The sequence below is a fragment of the Pseudomonas sp. MF6747 genome (assembly GCF_963890955.1).
GTDB lineage: Bacteria > Pseudomonadota > Gammaproteobacteria > Pseudomonadales > Pseudomonadaceae > Aquipseudomonas.
Genome location: NZ_CAWPSZ010000052.1, coordinates 18,719 through 40,719 on the forward strand (window position 1 = coordinate 18,719; position 22,001 = coordinate 40,719).

Consider the following 22,001-nt stretch of genomic DNA (forward strand, 5'->3'; position numbering starts at 1 on the left):
GTTGGTAGACCTGCGGGCCTCGTCGCGGGCAAGCCCGCTCCCACATTTAAGGGTATTCACATTTCAAAATGTGGGCGCTGGCTTGCCTGCGATAGCGGTTTTGCTATCAATACAAATCTACCGGGTCCACATCCAACGACCATCGCACCTGGCGGCCACTGGGCATTTGCTCCAGAGCAAGCAACCAGCTACTTAATAGCCGATGCAGGGGCGCGCGGGAGGTTGCCTGCAAGAGTAGCTGAGCGCGATAACGCCCGGCGCGGCGTTCCATAGGTGCAGGCACCGGGCCGAGCAATTCGATGCCGGTCAGACTCAGTTCGCCGAGCAAACGTTCGGCGGCGCTGCATGCCTCATCCAGAAAACCTTCCGCCTGCCCCGGTTTATGGGCCTCGGCCCGCAGCAGGGCAAGGTGAGAGAAGGGCGGCAAGCCGGCAGAGCGGCGTTCACTCAGCGCCTGCTCGGCGAAGGCGAAATAGCCTTGTTCTGTTAGCTGGATCAGCAGCGGATGGTCGGCCAGGTGGGTCTGGATAATCACTTTGCCCGGCTCTTCAGCGCGCCCGGCGCGGCCTGCGACCTGCACGATCAGCTGCGCCATGCGCTCGCTGGCGCGAAAATCACCGGAGAACAGGCCGCCGTCGGCATCCAGGATCGACACCAGCGTCACCCGCGGAAAATGGTGCCCTTTGGCAAGCATCTGCGTGCCGATCAGGATGCACGGCTGGCCTTTCTGGATGGTCGCGAACAGCTGGTTCATCGCGTCTTTGCGCGAAGTGCTGTCGCGGTCGACCCGCAGCACCGGGTAGTCCGGGAACAGAATGCCCAGGCGCTCTTCGGCGCGCTCGGTGCCCGCACCCACTGGGCGCAAATCCACTTTGCCGCACTGCGGGCAGTGGCGCGGCACCCGCTCCACATGGCCGCAGTGATGGCAGCGCAGCTCGCCGTGGCGCTGGTGCACGGTCATGCGCGCATCGCAGCGCTCGCACTCGGACATCCAGCCGCAATCATGGCACAGCAACGTCGGCGCAAACCCTCGGCGGTTGAGAAACACCAGCACTTGCTGGCCAGCGGCGAGGGTCTGGCCGATGGCTTGCTGCATCGGTCCGGAAATGCCGCTGTCCAGTGGACGGCTTTTTACATCCAGGCGTAGGAAGCGCGGTTGCTTGGCGCCGCCTGCACGCTCATTCAAACGAAGGAGTCCGTACCGGCCGGTGTAGGCGTTGTGCAGGCTTTCCAGGGACGGCGTGGCCGAGCCCAGCACAATCGGGATGTCTTCCTGGCGTGCGCGCACCAGCGCCAGATCGCGGGCGTGGTAGCGCAGGCCTTCCTGCTGTTTATAGGAGCCGTCGTGCTCCTCGTCGATGATGATCAGCCCGGGGTTTTTCATCGGCGTGAACAGCGCCGAGCGGGTGCCGATAATAATGTCGGCTTCGCCGTCCCGCGCGGCCAACCAGGACTCCAGGCGTTCGCGGTCGTTGACCGCCGAGTGCACCAGGGCGATGCGCGCGTTGAAGCGCTGCTCGAAACGCGCCAGGGTTTGCGGGCCCAGGTTGATCTCGGGGATCAGCACCAGCGCCTGCTTGCCGGCCTGCAGGGTTTCGCGGATGAGCTGCAGATAGACTTCGGTCTTGCCGCTGCCCGTCACGCCCGCCAGCAGGAACGCGTGGAAACTGTCGAAGCCTGCGCGGATCGCTTCATAAGCAGCACGTTGCTCGGTGTTCAGCGGCAGTTCGGGCTGGGCCAGCCAGTGTTCGTGGCGTGGGTCGGGAGCGTGCTTGCGGATTTCCACCTGCACCAAGCCCTTGGCCAGCAGCAGGTCGAGGCTGTCCTTGCTCAGCATCAGCTTGCTCAATAGCTGATGCGCTACGCCGTGGGGATGCTGCGCCAGCGTGGCCAGGGCTTCACGCTGGCGCGGCGCGCGGGCGATGCGCGGGTCATCGAGGCGCGCGCCGGGCACCATCGACCAGAAGCGCTCCTGGCGTGCTTCGGCCAGCTCGCCCTGACGCAGCAGCACCGGCAGCGCCCAGCTCAACGTATCGCCCAGGCTGTGCTGATAATACTGAGCGGTCCACAGGCACAGCTTGAACAGGGCCGGTGGCAGCGGCGCAGTGGTGTCGAGGATGGCTATGGCGGGCTTGAGCTTTTCTGCGGGTACTTCGCTGTGGTCGGCGACTTCGACCAGAATGCCGATCATTTCTCGGCGCCCGAACGGCACGCGCACGCGCATGCCTGGCTGCAACTGCGCCCGCAGCACGCCGGCGGGGGCTCGGTAGTCGAACAGACGGCGCAGAGGCGAGGGCAGGGCTAGGCGCAAAATGGCGTCGGGCACGCGGGGGAGTCTCATATAAAGGCAGGCGGTGGCGCAGGGGCGGGAGCCTAGCAGACCTGCGGTAGAGGTGTCCCGTCTCTGCTGCAGCAGCCAGCACTTCTGTGGGAACCGGGCCTATCGTGGCGAGCAGGCTTGCCCTGCGTTGGGGCGCGCAGCGGCCCCGATGCCTACAGCGAGTTTTGACTGCAAAAACACCATTGGCCTATTGAGGCTGCTTTGCAGCCCAGCGCAGGGCAAGCCTGCTCGCCACAACACGCCCGGCTCCCACATTGATCGTGGTGAACCGGCAGTTTTTCTGATGAAAGGGGCTCATATGTGGGAAATCGGCCGGAAGCGCAGCTTGCGCGTTTAAAAAGGTCTGGTAGAATCCGCGGCCTAATTACGTGCGGTATTCGACAATAGTGTCGAGTGGCGGCACGCTAGCCCGAGGAAGTCACCATGAAAGCCGATATCCATCCAGCGTACGAAACCATCGAAGTAACCTGCAGCTGCGGCAACAAGTTCGAAACACGTTCGAACCTGTGCAAGCCACTGGGTACTGACGTATGCAACGAGTGCCACCCGTTCTACACCGGTAAGCAGAAAACTCTGGACACCGGCGGCCGTGTACAGCGCTTCGCAGATCGCTTTGGTGCTTTCGGCAAGAAGCCTGCTACTCCAGCAGAGTAAGGCTCAAAAGCCCTCCGGGTTTTTGTCAGCTGTTGAAGAAGGCGTCCTTTGGGACGCCTTTTTTGTGCCTGCAATTTGGCTGCGCGTGATTCAAATCGATTTTAATAAAAAGAATTGTAGACATTTTTTAATGCGATTGTGAACAGTTGAGCCCTTGTATCCCGTGGCTCTTGGCCAAAAGTCGTAGCGCAGGGCCCTTGACACCTGTGACTGCCCAGTCTTGTAGGGACTTTGCGACACGCGTATCCTCGGCGGTCCGTCGACCAACAGTAAAAGCGGAATGCCGATATGTCTGATTTGAAAACTGCCGCTCTCGAATATCATGCCCATCCTCGTCCAGGAAAGCTGAGTGTAGAGCTCACCAAAGCCACTGCCACCGCCCGCGACCTGTCGCTGGCCTACAGCCCTGGCGTTGCCGAGCCCGTACGTGAAATCGCCCGCGACCCTGAACTGGCGTACAAGTACACCGGCAAAGGCAACCTGGTTGCAGTGATTTCCGATGGCACCGCGATTCTCGGCCTGGGCAACCTCGGCCCATTGGCTTCCAAGCCAGTCATGGAAGGTAAGGGCGTGCTGTTCAAGCGCTTTGCCGGCATCGACGTTTTCGACATCGAAGTCGACTCCGAAAGCCCGCAGGCTTTCATCGACACCGTAAAGCGCATTTCCATCACGTTCGGTGGCATCAACCTGGAAGACATCAAGGCACCTGAGTGCTTCGAGATCGAAAAGGCCCTGATCGAGCAGTGCGACATTCCGGTATTCCACGATGACCAGCACGGCACCGCGATCGTTACCGCGGCCGGCATGATCAACGCCCTGGAAATCGCCGGCAAAACCCTGGCTGACGCGCAGATCGTCTGCCTGGGTGCCGGCGCTGCAGCCATCTCCTGCATGAAATTGCTGGTGAGCATGGGCGCCAAGCTGGAAAACATCTTCATGGTCGACAGCAAGGGCGTTGTTCAGTCCGAGCGTACCGACCTGAACCAGTACAAGGCGATGTTTGCCCACGCGACCGACAAGCGCACCCTGGCTGACGCCCTTGACGGTGCAGACGTGTTCGTCGGCCTGTCTGGCCCGAACCTGCTGAGCGCCGAAGGCCTCAAGTCCATGGCGGCCAACCCGATCGTGTTCGCCTGCTCCAACCCTGATCCGGAGATCTCCCCGGAACTGGCACACGCCACCCGTAACGACGTGATCATGGCCACCGGCCGTTCGGACTACCCGAACCAGGTCAACAACGTACTGGGCTTCCCATTCATCTTCCGCGGTGCCCTGGACGTTCGCGCCAAGCGCATCAACGAAGAGATGAAAGTCGCTGCCGCCAACGCCCTGCGTGAACTGGCCAAGCTGCCGGTGCCTCAGGAAGTGTGCGACGCCTACGGTGGCATCAAGCTGGAATTCGGCCGTGAGTACATCATTCCGAAACCAATGGATAAGCGCCTGATCACCCTGATATCCGATGCCGTGGCCAAAGCCGCTATCGAGACCGGTGTGGCGACCCTGCCGTATCCGAAGCACTACCCGCTGCAAAGCGTGGATGATGTGTTCAACGGCTAAGCCGTTGTAGCGCACCAACAAAAAGCCCCGGCTCTTGCGAGTCGGGGCTTTTTTATTGCCTGCGATTAACTGGAGCTGTGTAGGAATCCAGATGTGGGAGGGGGTTTGCCCCCGATTGCGATGTATCAGTCAGCAGCTTCATTGGCTGGAAGTTCGCTATCGGGGGCAAGCCCCCTCCCACATTTTGCACCTCGTCAGCTCGCGGTCGCGATCAGAACAAATCGATCGGCGCCCCTTCATCCGCCGGCAGCGGGCTGCCCGGTGCAACGCCATTGCCCAGTTCGTTGACCGACGGCGGCGTGTCTTCGCTCTTGAACAGCTCGAAGTACGCGTTCGGCGTGCTTGGCGAAGCCGCACGGCCACTCACCGGGTCAATGCGCAGGCTGAGAATGCCTTCCGGCTCAGGCTGGGTGTGCAACGGCTTGTCCTTCAAGGCCGCGCCCATGTAGCTCATCCAGATCGGCAACGCGACGGTGCCACCAAACTCGCGGCGACCCAGGCTTTCCGGCTGGTCGTAGCCGGTCCACACGGTGGTCACGTAGTCGGCGTTGTAGCCGGAGAACCAGGCGTCCTTGGAGTCGTTGGTGGTACCGGTCTTGCCGGCAATGTCCGCACGGCCCAGCGCCAGGGCGCGACGGCCGGTGCCTTTCTTGATCACGTCTTCCAGGATGCTGTTGAGGATATACGTGGTGCGGCCATCCACTACGCGTTCAGCGACTGCGGGCGTTTGTGGCTCGTTTGCGGCGGCAGTGTTCGGTGTGGCTGGCGCTGCGCCCGGTGTCGGCTCGATGGTGATGCCGCCGTTGCTGGGCGCCGCGATGCCATCAGGCGCCGCCACGCCGTTGACCACGTCACCCGGTACGCGCGGAGGGTTGGCGGTAAACAGGGTGTCGCCATTGCGGCTTTCGATTTTGTCGATCAGGTACGGTGAGATCTTATAGCCGCCGTTGGCAAAGGTGCTCCAGCCCGTGGCGATTTCCATCGGCGTGAGGGTCGCGGTGCCCAGCGCCAGGGACAGGTTGGGCGGCAGGTCCGACTTGTTGAAGCCGAAACGCGTCATGTAGTCGATGGTTTTGCCGACGCCCATTGCCTGCAGCAGGCGGATCGACACCAGGTTACGCGACTTGTACAGCGCCTCGCGGATGCGGATCGGGCCGAGGAAGGTGTTGGTGTCGTTCTTCGGGCGCCAGACCTTGTCCAGGTACTCGTCGACAAACACTATCGGGGCGTCGTTGACCAGGCTGGCGGCGGTGTAGCCGTTATCCAGTGCGGCGCTGTAGACGAACGGCTTGAAGCTCGAGCCCGGCTGGCGCTTGGCCTGGGTCGCACGGTTGTAGTTGCTCTGCTCGAAGGCAAAACCGCCGACCAGGGCGCGGATCGCACCGTTCTGCGGGTCCAGGGACACCAGCGCGCCTTGGGCCACAGGGACCTGGCTGAATTTCAGGCTGTCGTCTTTCTGGCGTTGCACGCGGATCAAATCACCCACCTGCGCCACGTCCGAGGGCTGCTTGGGCATCGGGCCCATGCTGTTGGTGTTCAGGAAGGGGCGTGCCCACTTCATGCTGTCCCACGGCACATGCGCTTCGCCGGAGCGGGTCAGCACCTGCACGCCATCTTTCTTCACTTGGGTGACGATGGCGGGTTCCAGGCCGCTGATCGGGCGCTGTTTGCCCAGTTCAGTGGTCCAGGCGCTCAGCGTCTTGCCGGGCAGGCGGGATTCGGGGCCGCGGTAGCCGTGGCGCTGGTCATAGGTGACGAGGCCATCGCGTACCGAGTTGTTGGCAATTTCCTGCAAGTTGCTGGGAACGGTCGTGGTCACGCGGAAGCCTTCGGTGTAGGCCTCGCTGCCGTAACGGCCGACCATCTCGGCGCGCGCCATTTCAGCGATATACGGTGCGTTCACTTCCGGCGTCGGCACGTGGTAGCTGGCATTCAGGGGCTCGGCCACGGCGCTTTCATAGGCGGCCTGGTCGATCTTGCCCAGCTTGTACATGCGGCCAAGGATCCAGTCGCGGCGCTCTTTGCTGCGCGCCGGGTTGGCCAGCGGGTTAAAGCGCGAAGGGGCCTTGGGCAGGCCGGCAATCATTGCCATTTGCGCCAGGCTGGCATCACGAATCGACTTGCCGTAGTAGACCTGCGACGCCGCTTCGATGCCGTAGGCGCGGTTACCCAGGTAGATCTTGTTCACGTACAGCTCAAGGATCTCGTCCTTGGTCAGCTGGCGTTCGATCTGCAGGGCCAGCAGGATTTCAGTGGCCTTGCGCGAAAAACTGCGCTCGCTGGTGAGGAAGAAGTTCTTCGCCACCTGCATGGTGATGGTGCTGCCACCGGATTGAATGTGTCCGCTTTTTACCAGCTGGGTAGCCGCACGCACCAGACTGCTGGGGTCAACGCCGTAGTGATTGGCGAAATTATCGTCTTCTGCCGACAGCAGGGCATTGATGAAATTGGGTGGAATGTCGGCGAAACGGATCGGTGTGCGGCGCATCTCGCCGAACTCCGCGATCAGTTTCTCGTCGCTGCTGTAGACCCGCAAAGGAATCTGCAACTGGATACTTCTGAGTGCCTCTACGGAAGGCAAACCCGGACTAAGGTAGAGGTAGGCACCGCTGAGTACGAGCAGCAGCCCGCAGACGATCGCGACAATGGAGTACCCGAAAAACTTCAGCAGACGAATCAAGGCTTTTGGATTTCCAGAGAAAAGAATGAGTTAGGCGTCGGGGCATGCATGGCAAACGATGGATCGACCCGAGCAGCAGATAAATAGCGGGAAAAAACGCTGGGCATTAAAGCATTTTTCGGCTTGGGGCGTCATTCACGCCACTCAAACAAGTCGACCGAATGCACGGTGGCCGGTGGTAATCAGGCGGTATGACAGGCAAAGTTTTGGGGAGTTTTATGAGAAAGGGATTTTTCAGGCGCAAAACCGACACCCTGCTGGGTGTCGACATCAATGACACGGGCATCAAGCTGATAGAACTGGGCCGTTCGGCCGCGGGTTACCAGGTGCAGGGCTACAGCACCCAAATGTTGCCGCCGAATGCGATGGTTGATGGCACTTTGTTGGACCTTGAAGAGGCAGGGCGAGCCTTGCACCTGGCGTTATCCCGACTACGCACGTCCGCACGGCAGGCGGCGGTTGCTGTAGCGGGCCCGTCGGTCATCACGCGGGTCATCGACATGGAGGCAGGGCTCAGTGATGAAGAGATGGTGTGGAAGATCCAGATGGAAGCCGACCAGTACATTCCTTACCCGCTGGATGAGGTGGCCATCGATTTTCAGGTGCGTGGCCCTTCGGCCCAGGATCCGGCCCGGGTCGAGGTTTTACTGGCTGCCTGCCTGAGGGAGCAAGTCGAGGCTCGCACTGCGGTTTTGGCCCTGGCGGGGCTCGTGACGCGGGTGGTGGATGTCGAAGGGTTTGCATTGGAGCGCGCTTGCAGTCAGGATTTCGCCAGCTTCACGCCGGGTCATCAAGTCGATGGCACACAATGGGCCGTGGATGCCCACGGGATGGGAATTGCTTGCGGGTTGGCCCTGAGGAGTTTCGCTTGATGACAAGAATCAACCTTTTGCCCTGGCGACAAGCCCTGGCGGACCGGCGTCGCAAATACTTTCTGATGTTTTTGCTGGCGTTTGCCTGTGCGGCCTTCGCGGCGTTATGGCTGGCGGACCAGGTGATCGACCAGGCCATCGACCGGCAGGGCGCACGCAATAACCACCTGAGCAAAGAAGTGACAGTCGTCGATTCGCGCATCAAGACCATCGGTGACTTGCAGGAGCAAAGCCAGCAACTGGCCGCGCGCATGAAAGTCGTGCAGGACCTGCATGATGCCCGCTCTTCCAGCGCCCAGATGTTTGATCAACTGGCCCGCGCGGTGCCCGAGGGTGTCCATCTGCATGAAGTGGTGGCGAACGGCGACACCATCAGCGTCAGCGGCAGTGCCGAGTCCAGCCAGGACATTGCTCAACTGATGCGCCGCCTGGAAGCCTCGCAGGGCACCCACGCCACTCGGCTGCAGCATGTGCGAGCAGAGGGCGAGCGGGGCGGTAACGAATTCCAGTTGATGGTGCGCCAGGGGGAATCCACCGAGGCTCAGCCTTGAGCCTGCCCAGGCTCGACTTTTCCACGTTCTCTCACAACGCTTCGAAATGGCCCTTGCCGGGCAAGCTTCTGCTGGGCTGTGCGCTGGCAGGCTTGGTGCTGGTGGTGGGCGATTGCGTTTATTTGAGCCCGTCACGCGAGCGTTTGCACGAGCGGGAGGCGCAGGAAGAGGTCTTACAACAGGTGCTCGCGCAGAAAGTCGATCTGGCCTCCCGGCTTGAGGGCGGTGCCCACCCGGCTCAGGTGATGCAGGAAAAAACCGGCGGGGCCTTAGGGCATTTGTCTGGCACACCTGACATGCCTGCCCTGCTGGATGAAATTGCGCGGCTGGTGGCTGCCAACGGCGTGGTGGTCGAAGGTATCACGGTGCTGGACGAGCAAACTCGGCCGTTTTACATCGAGGAGCCGGTGCAGGTCGATGTGGTTGGGGCCTACCACGACCTGGCTACCTTCGTGAGTGCGTTGGGCGGCTTGTCCCGGATCGTTACCGTGCATGACATCACGCTTCGTTCTGAAGGGTCGTTGCTGCGCCTCGGCATGTTGGTGAAGACCTACCGCAGCACGTCGCTGCGCGGCGAACCTGACTCGGTTTTCGAGTCGGGGCCAGCATTCGTCTACGACGCATTTTCCCTGCGTGACCCGTTCCAGCCGGTTGCATTGCAGGTTGATCACCTGCCCGGACGCCCGGTGCTGGCGCCCGACCTTGCCCGAGCCCGCGGCGCCCTGGAAAAGGTCGCCATCGACCAGTTCGAGATGGTCGGTACGCTGTCTCGCGGTGAGCAGAACTTTGCGCTGTTGCGTGTGGCCTCCACGGTGCACCGGCTGGCCGTTGGCGACTACCTGGGGCCGAACCACGGCAAGGTCACGGCCATTCATGACGGCTACATCGAGCTGGCAGAGCTGTTCCCCGATAAACAGGGCGCGTGGCTGGAGCGCCCGCGAACCCTCGTGTTGAAACTCAACTCATAACGGAATCAAACAATGAAATGGACTTTCTCGTCCTTCGGTGTGGCGCTATGGATAGCGTTCATGGCACCGACGGCATTCGCTGTGCCCAATCGTGTGGACCTTATCCAGCTGCCGCCGCCTGGCAGCGCGGCGCCAGGCACCTATAACGGCGCCAAACTGAACCTCAACTTCCAGAACATCGATGTGCGCGCGGTATTGCAGCAGATTGCCGATGTCGCCGGGCTCAACCTGGTTGCCAGCGATGAAGTGCAAGGCTCCATTACCTTGCGGCTCAAGGACGTGCCCTGGGACCAGGCGCTGGACCTGGTATTGCAGACCAAGGGGCTGGATAAGCGCGTGAAGGCCGGCGTTTTGCTGGTGGCACCTGCCGATGAGCTGGCGGCGCGTGAATTGCTCACGCTGGAATCGCGCAGGCAGATGGCCGAGCTGGCGCCTTTGCGCCGCGAGCTGTTGCAGGTCAACTACGCCAAGGCGGCGGACCTGGCCAAGCTGTTCCAGTCGGTGACAGGCCTTGAAGGCGCCGGCGATGAGCGCGGTTCCGTGGCAGTGGATGACCGCACCAATAACATCATTGCGTACCAGACTGGCGAGCGCCTCGAAGAGCTGCGCCGGATTGTGGCGCAACTGGACGTCCCGGTGCGCCAAGTGATGATCGAGGCGCGGATCGTCGAGGCCAATGTTGATTATGACAAAAGCCTCGGCGTGCGCTGGGGAGGGCGACTCAACCGTGCCAATTGGGGCGCTGGGGGCATCAGCAAACCCTTGGCCTCCGGTGCCGAGCCACCGCAGAACCCTGTCAGTTCGCCATTTGTCGACATGGGTGCGCTCACCGGTACATCGGGCTTGGGCATCGCCTATATCACCAACAACCTGTTGCTGGACCTTGAATTGACGGCCATGGAGAAAACCGGCAACGGCGAAATCGTCTCACAGCCCAAGGTGGTCACTTCCGACAAGGAGACGGCACGGATCCTCAAGGGCACCGAGATTCCCTATCAGGAATCCAGCTCCAGTGGCGCCACTTCAGTGTCGTTCAAGGAAGCTTCGCTATCGCTGGAAGTGACCCCGCAAATCACCCCTGATGGCTGGGTGATCATGGAGGTCAAGGTTACCAAGGATGAGCCCGACTACCTGAACAAGCTCAACGACGTGCCACCGATCAAGAAAAACGAAGTCAACGCCAAGGTGCTGGTCAAGGATGGCGAGACCATCGTCATCGGTGGCGTTTTCTCCAATACCCAGAGCAAAGTGGTAGATAAAGTGCCATTTTTAGGCGATGTGCCGTATCTTGGCCGCCTTTTCCGGCGCGATGTGATGGCGGAAAGAAAATCCGAGCTGCTGGTATTCCTGACTCCGCGTATTATGAATAACCAGGCGATTGCTGTGAGTCGTTGATTCTGTGCGAAATTTGATTCTTGTAGGACCGATGGGGGCTGGAAAAAGCACCATCGGCCGTTTGCTGGCCAAAGAGCTGCGCCTGCCATTCAAAGATTCCGACAAGGAAATTGAATTGCGCACGGGCGCCAATATCCCATGGATCTTCGATAAGGAAGGCGAACTGGGCTTTCGCGACCGCGAGCAGGCGATGATTGCCGAGCTGTGCGGTTGCGACGGCGTGGTATTGGCCACCGGCGGCGGCGCTGTGATGCGCGATGAAAACCGCCGGGCGCTGCATGCCGGTGGGCGCGTGGTCTACCTGCATGCGTCGGTCGAGCAGCAAGTGGGCCGCACCGCCCGCGACCGGAATCGCCCGTTGTTACGCACTGCCGACCCGGCAAAAACCCTGCGGGATTTGCTGACGCTGCGCGATCCGCTGTATCGGGAAATTGCCGATCTGGTGGTGGAAACCGATGAGCGGCCGCCGCGAATGGTCGTTCTCGACATTCTCGAGCGTTTACAGCAGCTGCCACCCCGTTAAAGCCAGACCCGAAATGCGCTATTCTCGGCGGCGCGCTAACAGCCTTCGAGGTGTGGCGTAGAGCCATCAGGCAGCGTCAGATCTGAGCGTTGCCGATCGTATATCCATCTTCACGCGGGGACACATGCAGACACTTAAGGTCGATCTAGGCGAGCGCAGCTACCCAATCCATATTGGCGAAGGTTTGTTGGACCTGCCCGAGTTGCTTGCCCCGCATATTGCCGGTCGGCAAGTGGCGATCATCTCCAATGAAACGGTCGCGCCGCTGTATCTTGAGCGCCTGAGCCGCAGCCTTGCGGCGTACTCGGTGATTTCGGTGATCCTGCCTGACGGCGAGGCCCACAAGAACTGGGAAACCCTGCAACTGATCTTTGATGGCCTGCTGACTGCGCGTCATGACCGCCGGACCACCGTAGTCGCCCTGGGCGGCGGTGTGATCGGCGACATGGCCGGCTTTGCGGCGGCCTGTTACCAGCGCGGCGTGGACTTTATCCAGGTGCCAACCACCTTGTTGTCCCAGGTCGATTCGTCGGTCGGTGGCAAGACCGGCATCAACCACCCGCTGGGCAAGAACATGGTGGGTGCGTTCTATCAGCCCCAGGCCGTGCTGATCGACACCGCGACGCTGAACACCCTGCCTTCGCGCGAGCTGTCGGCGGGCCTGGCGGAAGTCATCAAGTACGGGCTGATCTGCGACGAGCCGTTCCTGACCTGGCTTGAAGAGCATATGGACGCCCTGCGCGCTCTGGATCAGGTGGCACTGACCAAGGCGATTTCACGCTCCTGCGCCGCCAAGGCGCTGGTGGTAAATGCCGACGAGCGGGAGTCCGGCGTACGCGCCACCTTGAACCTGGGTCACACCTTCGGCCATGCGATCGAAACGCACATGGGCTATGGTGTGTGGTTGCATGGGGAAGCCGTAGCGGCTGGCACAGTGATGGCGTTGGAGATGTCGCACCGCCTGGGCTGGATCAGTGCCCAGGAGCGGGATCGGGGTATTCGCCTGTTCCAGCGCGCCGGTTTGCCGGTTGTTCCTCCTCAGGAGATGACCGAGGCGGATTTCCTCGAACATATGGCAATAGACAAGAAAGTGATCGACGGTCGCCTACGACTGGTGCTGCTGCGCCACATGGGCGAAGCGGTAGTGACCGACGATTATCCGAAAGAGATTTTACAGGCCACGCTGGGAGCGGATTACCGCGCCCTGGCCCAGCTTAAAGGTTAATAAGATCCCGATGACTAGTTTGCATGCCGACGAGGCGTTCCTCGGCCATTACCAGTTAAGCCACGACCCTTTTGCTCCGCGGGTACCTGGCTTCAAATTTTTCCCTGCCCAGCGCAAGCCGGTGCTTGGCCAGTTGCACCATCTGGCGCGCTACAGCCAGCTGTTGCTGGTGGTCACCGGGCCGTTGGGCAGCGGCAAGACCCTGCTGCGCCAGGCACTGGTCGCCAGCACCAACAAACAATCGGTACAGAGCGTGGTGGTGTCGGCCCGTGGTGCCGGTGACGCGGCGGGCGTGTTGCGCCAAGTGGCCCAGGCGCTGAATGTACCCAATGCCGAGCCGAACGCGATTCTCAAGCAAGTGGTGCAACTGGGCCTGACCGGCCAGGAAGTCTACTTGCTGGTAGACGACGCCGAGCAGCTCGACGAATCCGCCCTGGAAGCGCTGCTGGCGCTGGCGGCGGGTACGCCTGAAGGCCGCCCGCACGTGTTCCTGTTTGGCGAGTCGTCGTTGATCGCCGATCTGGAGCAGATCAGCGGTGATCAGGAGCTGTTTCACGTCATCGAATTGCAGCCGTACGAAGAGGAAGAAACCCGCGAATACCTGGCCCAACGCCTTGAGGGCGCCGGGGCCGGTATCGAACTTTTCTCCGCTGCGCAGATCTCTGATATTCACGAAAGCTCCGACGGCTGGCCTGGCACCATCAACCAGGTTGCCCGGGATGCCTTGATCGAAGCCATGATTGCAAGCCGCTCTGCGGTTAAGCGTCCAAAGATGGGGTTTACTATGCCTAAGAAGCACGTATTGGCTATTTCCGCCGTTGTCGTGGTCGCTGTCGCCGCCGCCTGGTTGATCCCAGGTCGTAGCAAGGCTCCCGCCACCGCCGGCGCGCCAACCGAACAGGCGCAGTTGCCACTGGGCAAACCCACGCCAAACGTCGAATTCGCCAACTCCGGCCAACCGACCAACCTGCCGATGGTTGGCCAGCCGGTAATGCGCGGCCCACTCGCCGAAGAAGCCGGTGGCATTTCCGAAGGTGACGACGGTGTGCCGGTGGAGGGCTCCAGCGCCACGCCGCCGACCGTGACCACTACCGCGCCGCCTGCGGGCGTGCCAGCCGGTCAGCCAGCAGCTCCGGCTGCCAAGCCGACCCCTGCACCGACTGTCGCCACTGCCAAGCCAGCGCCAGCGCCGGTGACCAAGCCTGTCGCACCCGCGCCAGCCGCCAAGCCAGCGCCGGCTCCGGCTGCCAAGCCTGCTGAGAAGCCCGCCGCCACCGTCGCCAAGGCCGGCGGCACCGGCAGCAGCTGGTACACCAGCCAGCCAACCGGCAACTTCGTGGTGCAGATCCTCGGCACCAGCTCCGAAGCCAACGCTCAGGCGTTCGTGAAAGAGCAGGGCGGTGAGTACCGTTATTTCAAGAAAGTGCTCAACGGCAAGCCTCTCTACGTGATCACCTACGGCAACTTCTCCAGCCGTGCAGCAGCTGAATCCGCTATCAAGGCCTTGCCAGCGAAGGTTCAGGCTGGTAAACCTTGGCCTCGCACTGTTGCCAGCGTTCAACAAGAACTCGCAACAACTCGCTGAAGATTCGGCGGCCTTACCCAGGCCGCCTCTCCCGGCACCTCAAAAAACTACAAAAGCGTGCAGCCCTGAAGGCCGCGCGCTTTGTGGTGTCTGCGCACGTTGCGTTTGAGTCGTGGCAGTCAAGACTAAAAAAGTTTTGACTAGCACAGCATATCGTTTTAAACCTTTCATAAATGCGACATAGATTTGCGACATTTCGTCGTTAAATTTGTGAGCGTTCGTGTCGGTGTGTACAATGACCTCCCTTTTGCCCCCGCTAAGCCGGCGTACGTTCGGCGTGGAAGGTAACCGGTTGAATTGAAAAGAAATTTGCCTCGATATAAGAGGCAGCCTGGTGAGAAAGTGTCTATGAAAGCAGGTCTGTACCAACCCGATGAATTCAAGGATAACTGCGGTTTCGGCCTGATAGCCCACATGCAGGGCGAGCCCAGTCATACCCTTTTGCAAACGGCCATCGAGGCCCTGACCTGCATGACCCACCGCGGTGGGATCAACGCCGACGGCAAGACCGGTGACGGTTGCGGCTTGCTGATTCAAAAGCCCGACCAGTTCCTGCGCGCTGTCGCAAAAGAGCAATTTGCGGTCGACCTGCCCAAGCAATACGCCGTGGGCATGGTGTTTTTCAACCAGGACCCGGTGAAAGCCGAGGCCGCTCGCGAGAACATGAACCGCGAGATCCTGGCTGCCGGCCTGCAACTGGTTGGCTGGCGCAAAGTGCCAATCGACACCAGCGTGCTCGGCCGCCTGGCCCTGGAGCGCCTGCCGCAGATCGAACAAGTGTTCATCGCAGGCGAAGGCCTGAGCGACCAGGACATGGCGATCAAGCTGTTCACCTCGCGTCGTCGTTCGTCGGTGTCCAACGCCGCCGACACCGACCACTACATCTGCAGCTTTTCGCACAAAACCATCATTTATAAAGGCCTGATGATGCCGGCGGATTTGACCGCCTTCTATCCGGACCTGAGCGATGAGCGCCTGCAAACCGCAATCTGCGTGTTCCACCAGCGCTTCTCCACCAACACCCTGCCGAAATGGCCGCTGGCCCAGCCATTCCGCTTCCTCGCCCACAACGGCGAGATCAACACCATCACCGGCAACCGCAACTGGGCCGTGGCCCGTCGCACCAAGTTCGCCAACGATTTGATGGACCTCGAAGAGCTCGGCCCGCTGGTCAACCGCGTGGGTTCCGACTCCTCCAGCATGGACAACATGCTCGAGTTGATGGTCACCGGCGGCATCGACCTGTTCCGTGGCGTGCGCATGATCATTCCGCCTGCGTGGCAGAACGTCGAGACCATGGACCCGGACCTGCGTGCGTTCTACGAGTACAACTCGATGCACATGGAGCCGTGGGACGGCCCGGCCGGCGTGGTCATGACCGACGGCCGCTACGCGGTGTGCCTGCTCGACCGTAACGGTCTGCGCCCGGCGCGTTGGGTCACCACCACCAACGGTTTCATCACCCTGGCGTCGGAAATCGGCGTGTGGGACTACAAGCCTGAAGACGTGATCGCCAAAGGCCGCGTCGGCCCTGGCCAGATCCTGGCCGTGGACACCGAAACCGGGCAGATCCTCGACACCGATGCCATCGATAACCGCTTGAAGTCGCGTCACCCGTACAAGCAATGGCTGCGCAAGAATGCCCTGCGCATCCAGGCGACCATGGAAGACAACGACCACGGTTCGGCTTTCTACGATGTGGACCAGCTCAAGCAGTACATGAAGATGTACCAGGTCACGTTCGAAGAGCGCGACCAGGTGCTGCGTCCGCTCGGTGAGCAAGGCTATGAGGCTGTCGGCTCCATGGGTGACGACACGCCAATGGCCGTGCTGTCCCAGCGCGTGCGCACGCCGTACGACTACTTCCGCCAGCAGTTCGCGCAGGTGACCAACCCGCCGATCGACCCGCTGCGTGAAGCCATCGTGATGTCGCTGGAAGTGTGCCTCGGGGCCGAGCGCAACATCTTCCAGGAATCGCCTGAGCACGCCTCGCGTGTGATCCTCAGCTCGCCGGTGGTGTCTCCGGCCAAGTGGCGCTCGTTGATGACCCTGGAACGCCCAGGCTTCGACCGCCAGATCATCGACCTGAACTACGACGAGAGCCTCGGCCTTGAAGCCGCGGTGCGTAACGTCGCCGATCAGGCCGAAGAAGCCGTGCGCGCCGGCCGTACCCAGATCGTGCTGACCGACCGCCACATCGCCCCAGGCAAGCTGCCGATCCACGCCTCGCTCGCCACCGGCGCGGTGCACCACCGTCTGACCGAAAAAGGCCTGCGTTGCGACTCCAACATCCTCGTCGAAACCGCCACCGCCCGTGACCCGCACCACTTTGCGGTGTTGATCGGTTTCGGCGCGTCGGCGGTGTACCCGTTCCTGGCGTACGAAGTGCTCGGTGACCTGATCCGCACCGGCGAAGTGCTGGGCGACCTCTATGAGGTGTTCAAGAACTACCGTAAAGGCATCACCAAGGGCCTGCTGAAGATCCTGTCGAAGATGGGCATCTCCACCGTCACGTCCTACCGCGGCGCGCAACTGTTCGAGGCCATCGGCCTGTCCGAAGAAGTCTGCGAGCTGAGCTTCCGTGGCGTGCCGAGCCGCATCAAGGGCGCGCGTTTCGTCGACATCGAAGCTGAACAGAAAGCCTTGGCAGCCGAAGCCTGGAGCGCGCGCAAGCCGATCCAGCAAGGCGGCCTGCTCAAGTTCGTGCACGGTGGCGAATACCACGCCTACAACCCGGACGTGGTCAGCACCCTGCAAGCCGCTGTGCAGCAGGGCGACTACGCCAAGTTCAAGGCCTACACCGCGCTGGTGGATAACCGCCCGGTGTCGATGATCCGTGACCTGTTCAAGGTGAAAACCCTGGACACGCCGCTGGCCATCAGCGAGATCGAACCGCTGGAATCGATCCTCAAGCGTTTCGACTCTGCCGGTATTTCCCTCGGCGCCTTGTCGCCTGAGGCCCACGAAGCCCTCGCCGAAGCCATGAACCGCCTGGGTGCGCGTTCCAACTCCGGCGAAGGCGGTGAAGACCCGGCGCGCTACGGCACCATCAAGAGCTCGAAAATCAAGCAGGTCGCGACCGGCCGTTTCGGTGTCACTCCGGAATACCTGGTCAACGCCGAAGTGCTGCAGATCAAGGTCGCCCAGGGCGCCAAGCCGGGTGAAGGCGGGCAACTGCCCGGCGGCAAGGTCAACGGTCTGATCGCCAAGCTGCGTTACGCAGTGCCCGGCGTGACCCTGATTTCGCCACCGCCGCACCACGACATCTACTCGATTGAAGACTTGTCGCAGCTGATTTTCGACCTCAAACAAGTCAACCCGCAGGCATTGGTCTCGGTGAAACTGGTCGCGGAAGCCGGCGTGGGTACCATTGCCGCCGGCGTGGCCAAGGCCTATGCCGACCTGATCACCATCTCCGGCTACGACGGCGGCACCGGCGCATCGCCGCTGACCTCCATCAAGTACGCCGGTGCGCCGTGGGAGCTGGGCCTGGCGGAAACCCACCAGACCCTGCGCGGTAACGACCTGCGTGGCAAAGTTCGGGTACAGACCGACGGCGGCCTGAAAACCGGCCTCGACGTGATCAAGGCTGCGATCCTCGGCGCCGAAAGCTTCGGCTTCGGCACTGCGCCGATGATCGCCCTGGGCTGCAAATACCTGCGCATCTGCCACCTGAACAACTGCGCCACCGGCGTCGCCACTCAGAACGAGAAGCTGCGCAAGGATCACTACATCGGCACCGTCGACATGGTGGTGAATTTCTTCACCTACGTCGCCGAAGAAACCCGTGAGTGGCTGGCCAAGCTGGGCGTGCGCTCGCTGGAAGAGCTGATCGGGCGTACCGACCTGCTGGACATCCTCGAAGGCCAGACCGCCAAGCAACAGCACCTGGACCTGACGCCGCTGTTGGGCAGCGACCACATCCCGGCAGACAAGCCACAATTCTGCCAGGTGGACCGCAACCCGCCGTTCGACAAAGGCCTGCTGGCCGAGAAGATGGTCGAAATGGCCAGCTCCTCAATCAACGACGCCAGCGGTGGCGAATTCGCGCTTGATATCTGCAACTGCGACCGTTCGATTGGCGCACGCGTCTCCGGCGAAATCGCACGCAAGCACGGCAACCAGGGTATGGCGAAAGCGCCAATCACCTTCCGCTTCAAAGGCACTGCGGGCCAGAGCTTCGGCGTGTGGAACGCCGGCGGCCTGAACATGTACCTGGAAGGCGACGCCAACGACTACGTGGGCAAAGGCATGACCGGCGGCAAGCTGGTGATCGTTCCGCCCATCGGCAGCGTCTACAAGTCGCAGGAAAGCGCGATCATCGGCAACACCTGCCTGTACGGCGCCACCGGTGGCAAGCTGTTCGCCGCCGGCACGGCCGGTGAGCGTTTCGCCGTGCGTAACTCCGGTGCCCACACCGTGGTGGAAGGCACGGGCGATCACTGCTGCGAGTACATGACCGGGGGTTTTGTCGCGGTACTGGGCAAGACCGGTTACAACTTCGGTTCGGGCATGACCGGCGGTTTCGCCTACGTGCTCGATCAGGACAACACCTTCGTCGACAAGGTCAACCACGAGTTGGTCGAGATCCAGCGGATCAGCGGCGAAGCCATGGAATCCTACCGGAACCACTTGCAGCACGTGCTGGACGAGTACGTCGAGGAGACCGGCAGCGAATGGGGTCGTAACCTCGCCGAAAACCTCGATGATTACCTGCGTCGTTTCTGGCTGGTCAAGCCCAAGGCTGCCAACCTGAAATCGTTGCTTTCCAGCATCCGTGCCAACCCGCAGTGATATGCGCCTGAAGAGTTTGATGAGGTTTTAACATGGCTGAACGTCTGAATAACGACTTCCAGTTCATCGATGTCGGGCGCAAAGATCCGAAGAAGAAACTGTTGCGTCAACGCAAGAAAGAGTTCGTGGAAATCTACGAGCCCTTCAAACCCCAGCATTCGGCCGACCAGGCCCACCGCTGCCTGGGTTGCGGTAACCCGTATTGCGAATGGAAGTGCCCGGTGCACAACTTCATTCCCAACTGGCTCAAACTGGTGGCCGAGGGCAACATCCTCGCCGCCGCCGAGCTGTCGCACCAGACCAACACCTTGCCGGAAGTGTGCGGCCGGGTGTGCCCGCAAGACCGTCTGTGCGAGGGTGCCTGCACCCTCAACGACGGCTTTGGGGCGGTGACCATCGGTTCGGTGGAGAAGTACATCACCGACACCGCGTTCGCCATGGGCTGGCGCCCGGACATGTCCAAGGTCAAGCCAACCGGCAAGCGCGTTGCGATCATCGGCGCGGGCCCGGCGGGCCTGGGCTGTGCCGACGTGCTGGTGCGTGGTGGCGTGACCCCGGTGGTGTTTGACAAGAACCCGGAAATCGGTGGCTTGCTGACCTTCGGCATCCCCGAGTTCAAGCTGGAAAAAACCGTACTGAGCAACCGTCGTGAAGTCTTCACCGGCATGGGTATCGAGTTCCGTCTCAATACCGAAATCGGCAAAGACATCACCATGGAGCAACTGCTCGCCGAATACGATGCCGTGTTCATGGGCATGGGCACCTACACCTACATGAAAGGCGGCTTTGCCGGTGAGGACCTGCCGGGCGTGTATGACGCGCTCGACTTCCTGATCGCCAACGTCAACCGCAACCTGGGCTTTGAAAAGTCGCCGGAAGATTTCGTCGACATGAAAGGCAAGAAAGTTGTGGTGCTGGGTGGTGGCGACACCGCGATGGACTGCAACCGTACCTCGGTCCGCCAGGGCGCCAAGTCGGTGACCTGTGCTTATCGCCGTGACGAAGCCAACATGCCCGGCTCGCGCAAAGAGGTGAAGAACGCCAAGGAAGAAGGCGTGAAATTCCTCTACAACCGCCAGCCGATCGCCATTGTGGGCGAGGACCGTGTTGAAGGCGTGAAAGTGGTCGAGACCCGTCTCGGCGAGCCGGATGCCCGTGGCCGTCGCAGCCCTGAGCCGATCCCGGGTTCCGAAGAAATCATCCCGGCCGACGCCGTGGTCATCGCCTTTGGTTTCCGCCCAAGCCCGGCGCCGTGGTTCGAGCAGTTCGAAATCCAGACCGACAGCCAGGGCCGCGTTGTAGCCCCGGAACAAGGCCAGTACAAGCACCAGACCAGCAACCCGAAAATCTTCGCCGGTGGCGATATGGTGCGCGGCTCTGACCTGGTGGTAACCGCGATCTTCGAAGGCCGCAACGCCGCCGAAGGTATCCTGGATTACTTGCAGGTCTGACCCCTGATCCCAGGTTGAAATGGGATCAAAATGTGGGAGGGGGCTTGCTCCCGATAGCGGTGGTTCAGTTGCAGATACTGAAATCGACACACTGCAATCGGGGGCAAGCCCCCTCCCACATTGGTTTTGCAGCGCTTTGATATCCGCGACAAATTGACCCGATAGACAAAAGGCACGGCTCACTCCGTGCCTTTTGCGTCGCGCTCTGAGAAAATGCCCGCACTTTTTTTGCGGATGCCGACATGACTGCCCTCAAGAACGACCGTTTCCTTCGTGCCCTGCTCAAGCAACCCGTAGACGTCACGCCCGTGTGGATGATGCGTCAAGCCGGTCGCTACCTGCCGGAATACCGCGCCAGTCGCGCCCACGCCGGCGACTTCATGAGCCTGTGCATGAACCCGGAGTTCGCCTGCGAAGTCACAATGCAGCCGCTGGACCGCTACCCACAACTGGACGCGGCCATCCTGTTCTCCGATATTTTGACCATCCCTGACGCCATGGGCCAAGGCCTGTACTTCGAAACCGGCGAAGGCCCGCGTTTCAAGAAAGTCGTCAGCACCCTGGCCGACATCGAAGCACTGCCGATCCCCGATCCGCACAAAGACCTGGGCTACGTGATGGACGCCGTCAGCACCATCCGCCGCGAGCTGAACGGCCGCGTGCCGCTGATCGGCTTCTCCGGCAGCCCGTGGACGCTGGCCACCTATATGGTCGAAGGCGGCTCGTCGAAAGACTTCCGCAAGACCAAAGCCATGCTCTACGACAACCCGCAGGCCATGCACCTGCTGCTGGATAAACTGGCGCAGTCGGTTACCGCCTACCTCAACGGCCAGATCATGGCCGGCGCGCAAGCGGTACAGATTTTCGATACCTGGGGTGGCAACTTGTCGGCGGCGGCGTATCAGGAGTTCTCCCTGGCCTACATGCGCAAGATCGTCAGCGGCCTGATCCGCGAACACGAAGGCCGCAAAGTGCCGGTCATCCTGTTCACAAAAGGCGGCGGCCTGTGGCTGGAAAGCATCGCCGATGCCGGCGCCGATGCACTCGGCCTGGACTGGACCTGCGACATTGGCGAAGCTCGCCGTCGCGTTGGCAACCAAGTCGCGCTGCAAGGCAACATGGACCCGACCGTGCTCTACGCCAAGCCGGAAGCGATCTGCACCGAAGTCGGCCGCATCCTGGCCAGCTACGGCAAGGGCACGGGGCACGTGTTCAACCTCGGCCATGGCATCACCCCGGAAGTGAATCCGGAGCATGCCGGCGCGTTCTTGCGCGCGGTGCACGAGCTGTCGGCGCAGTACCACGAATAACACGCGCAACAAATGTGGGAGGGGGCTTGCCCCCGATAGCGGTGTATCAGCCACCACATTCATTGGCTGACACACTGCTATCGGGGGCAAGCCAG

Annotated in this window: 13 protein-coding genes and 1 pseudogene; 12 read left to right on the forward strand and 2 right to left on the reverse strand. The window is 61.4% G+C overall.

The window, feature by feature from the left end; all coding sequences use genetic code 11:
* Positions 1–106: 106 nt before the first annotated feature.
* Entirely contained in the window at positions 107–2,326 is a 2,220-nt protein-coding gene (locus tag AACW30_RS28790; protein ID WP_169368035.1) for a primosomal protein N', read from the reverse strand.
* A 438-nt stretch (positions 2,327–2,764) separates the two neighbouring features.
* Here AACW30_RS28790 and rpmE point away from each other — a divergent pair, with 438 nt between their 5' ends.
* Positions 2,765–2,995 (forward strand): 50S ribosomal protein L31, encoded by a 231-nt coding sequence (gene rpmE / locus AACW30_RS28795; RefSeq protein WP_049710411.1) that lies wholly within the window; start codon positions 2,765–2,767, stop codon positions 2,993–2,995.
* A gap of 288 nt (positions 2,996–3,283) precedes the next feature.
* Entirely contained in the window at positions 3,284–4,552 is a 1,269-nt protein-coding gene (locus tag AACW30_RS28800) for a malic enzyme-like NAD(P)-binding protein (protein WP_071497103.1), read from the forward strand.
* 211 nt (positions 4,553–4,763) lie between these two features.
* Here AACW30_RS28800 and AACW30_RS28805 read toward each other — a convergent pair whose 3' ends face one another.
* Positions 4,764–7,229 (reverse strand): penicillin-binding protein 1A, encoded by a 2,466-nt coding sequence (locus tag AACW30_RS28805; protein WP_372239314.1) that lies wholly within the window; start codon positions 7,227–7,229, stop codon positions 4,764–4,766.
* A gap of 221 nt (positions 7,230–7,450) precedes the next feature.
* On the opposite strand from AACW30_RS28805, the gene pilM reads away from it, so the two are divergent.
* The 10 genes and pseudogenes from pilM (at position 7,451) to hemE (ending at position 21,906) form a co-directional block, all read left to right on the forward strand.
* A complete protein-coding gene (gene pilM / locus AACW30_RS28810; RefSeq protein WP_106577763.1) occupies positions 7,451–8,104 on the forward strand; it encodes a type IV pilus assembly protein PilM in 654 nt (217 codons plus the stop codon).
* The gene (locus tag AACW30_RS28815) at positions 8,104–8,655 is read left to right on the forward strand and encodes a PilN domain-containing protein (RefSeq protein WP_106577526.1); all 552 of its coding nucleotides are present in this window, start codon (positions 8,104–8,106) and stop codon (positions 8,653–8,655) included. Before pilM ends, AACW30_RS28815 begins: the two co-directional genes overlap by 1 nt.
* Positions 8,652–9,623: a pilus assembly protein PilP gene (locus AACW30_RS28820; RefSeq protein ID WP_200623982.1), complete on the forward strand. Its 972-nt coding sequence runs from the start codon at positions 8,652–8,654 to the stop codon at positions 9,621–9,623. The genes AACW30_RS28815 and AACW30_RS28820 overlap by 4 nt, the downstream gene beginning before the upstream one ends.
* 141 nt (positions 9,624–9,764) lie before the next feature.
* A pseudogene (locus tag AACW30_RS28825) lies at positions 9,765–11,018 on the forward strand (type IV pilus secretin PilQ); the annotation flags it as partial.
* A gap of 4 nt (positions 11,019–11,022) precedes the next feature.
* The gene (gene aroK, locus AACW30_RS28830; protein WP_017138567.1) at positions 11,023–11,541 is read left to right on the forward strand and encodes a shikimate kinase AroK; all 519 of its coding nucleotides are present in this window, start codon (positions 11,023–11,025) and stop codon (positions 11,539–11,541) included.
* Positions 11,542–11,665: 124 nt separating this feature from the next.
* Positions 11,666–12,766, forward strand: a complete 1,101-nt coding sequence (aroB, locus tag AACW30_RS28835) for a 3-dehydroquinate synthase (RefSeq protein ID WP_200623984.1) — start codon at positions 11,666–11,668, stop codon at positions 12,764–12,766.
* Between the two features lie 10 nt (positions 12,767–12,776).
* Positions 12,777–14,351, forward strand: a complete 1,575-nt coding sequence (locus AACW30_RS28840; RefSeq protein ID WP_200623985.1) for an SPOR domain-containing protein — start codon at positions 12,777–12,779, stop codon at positions 14,349–14,351.
* Positions 14,352–14,699: 348 nt separating this feature from the next.
* Positions 14,700–19,145 carry a glutamate synthase large subunit gene (gene gltB, locus AACW30_RS28845; protein WP_169368040.1) on the forward strand — a complete coding sequence of 1,482 codons (4,446 nt, stop codon included), beginning with the start codon at positions 14,700–14,702 and terminating at the stop codon, positions 19,143–19,145.
* Between the two features lie 32 nt (positions 19,146–19,177).
* Positions 19,178–20,596: an FAD-dependent oxidoreductase gene (locus AACW30_RS28850; RefSeq protein ID WP_200623986.1), complete on the forward strand. Its 1,419-nt coding sequence runs from the start codon at positions 19,178–19,180 to the stop codon at positions 20,594–20,596.
* A gap of 242 nt (positions 20,597–20,838) precedes the next feature.
* A complete protein-coding gene (gene hemE, locus AACW30_RS28855; RefSeq protein WP_200623987.1) occupies positions 20,839–21,906 on the forward strand; it encodes a uroporphyrinogen decarboxylase in 1,068 nt (355 codons plus the stop codon).
* Positions 21,907–22,001: the final 95 nt, after the last annotated feature.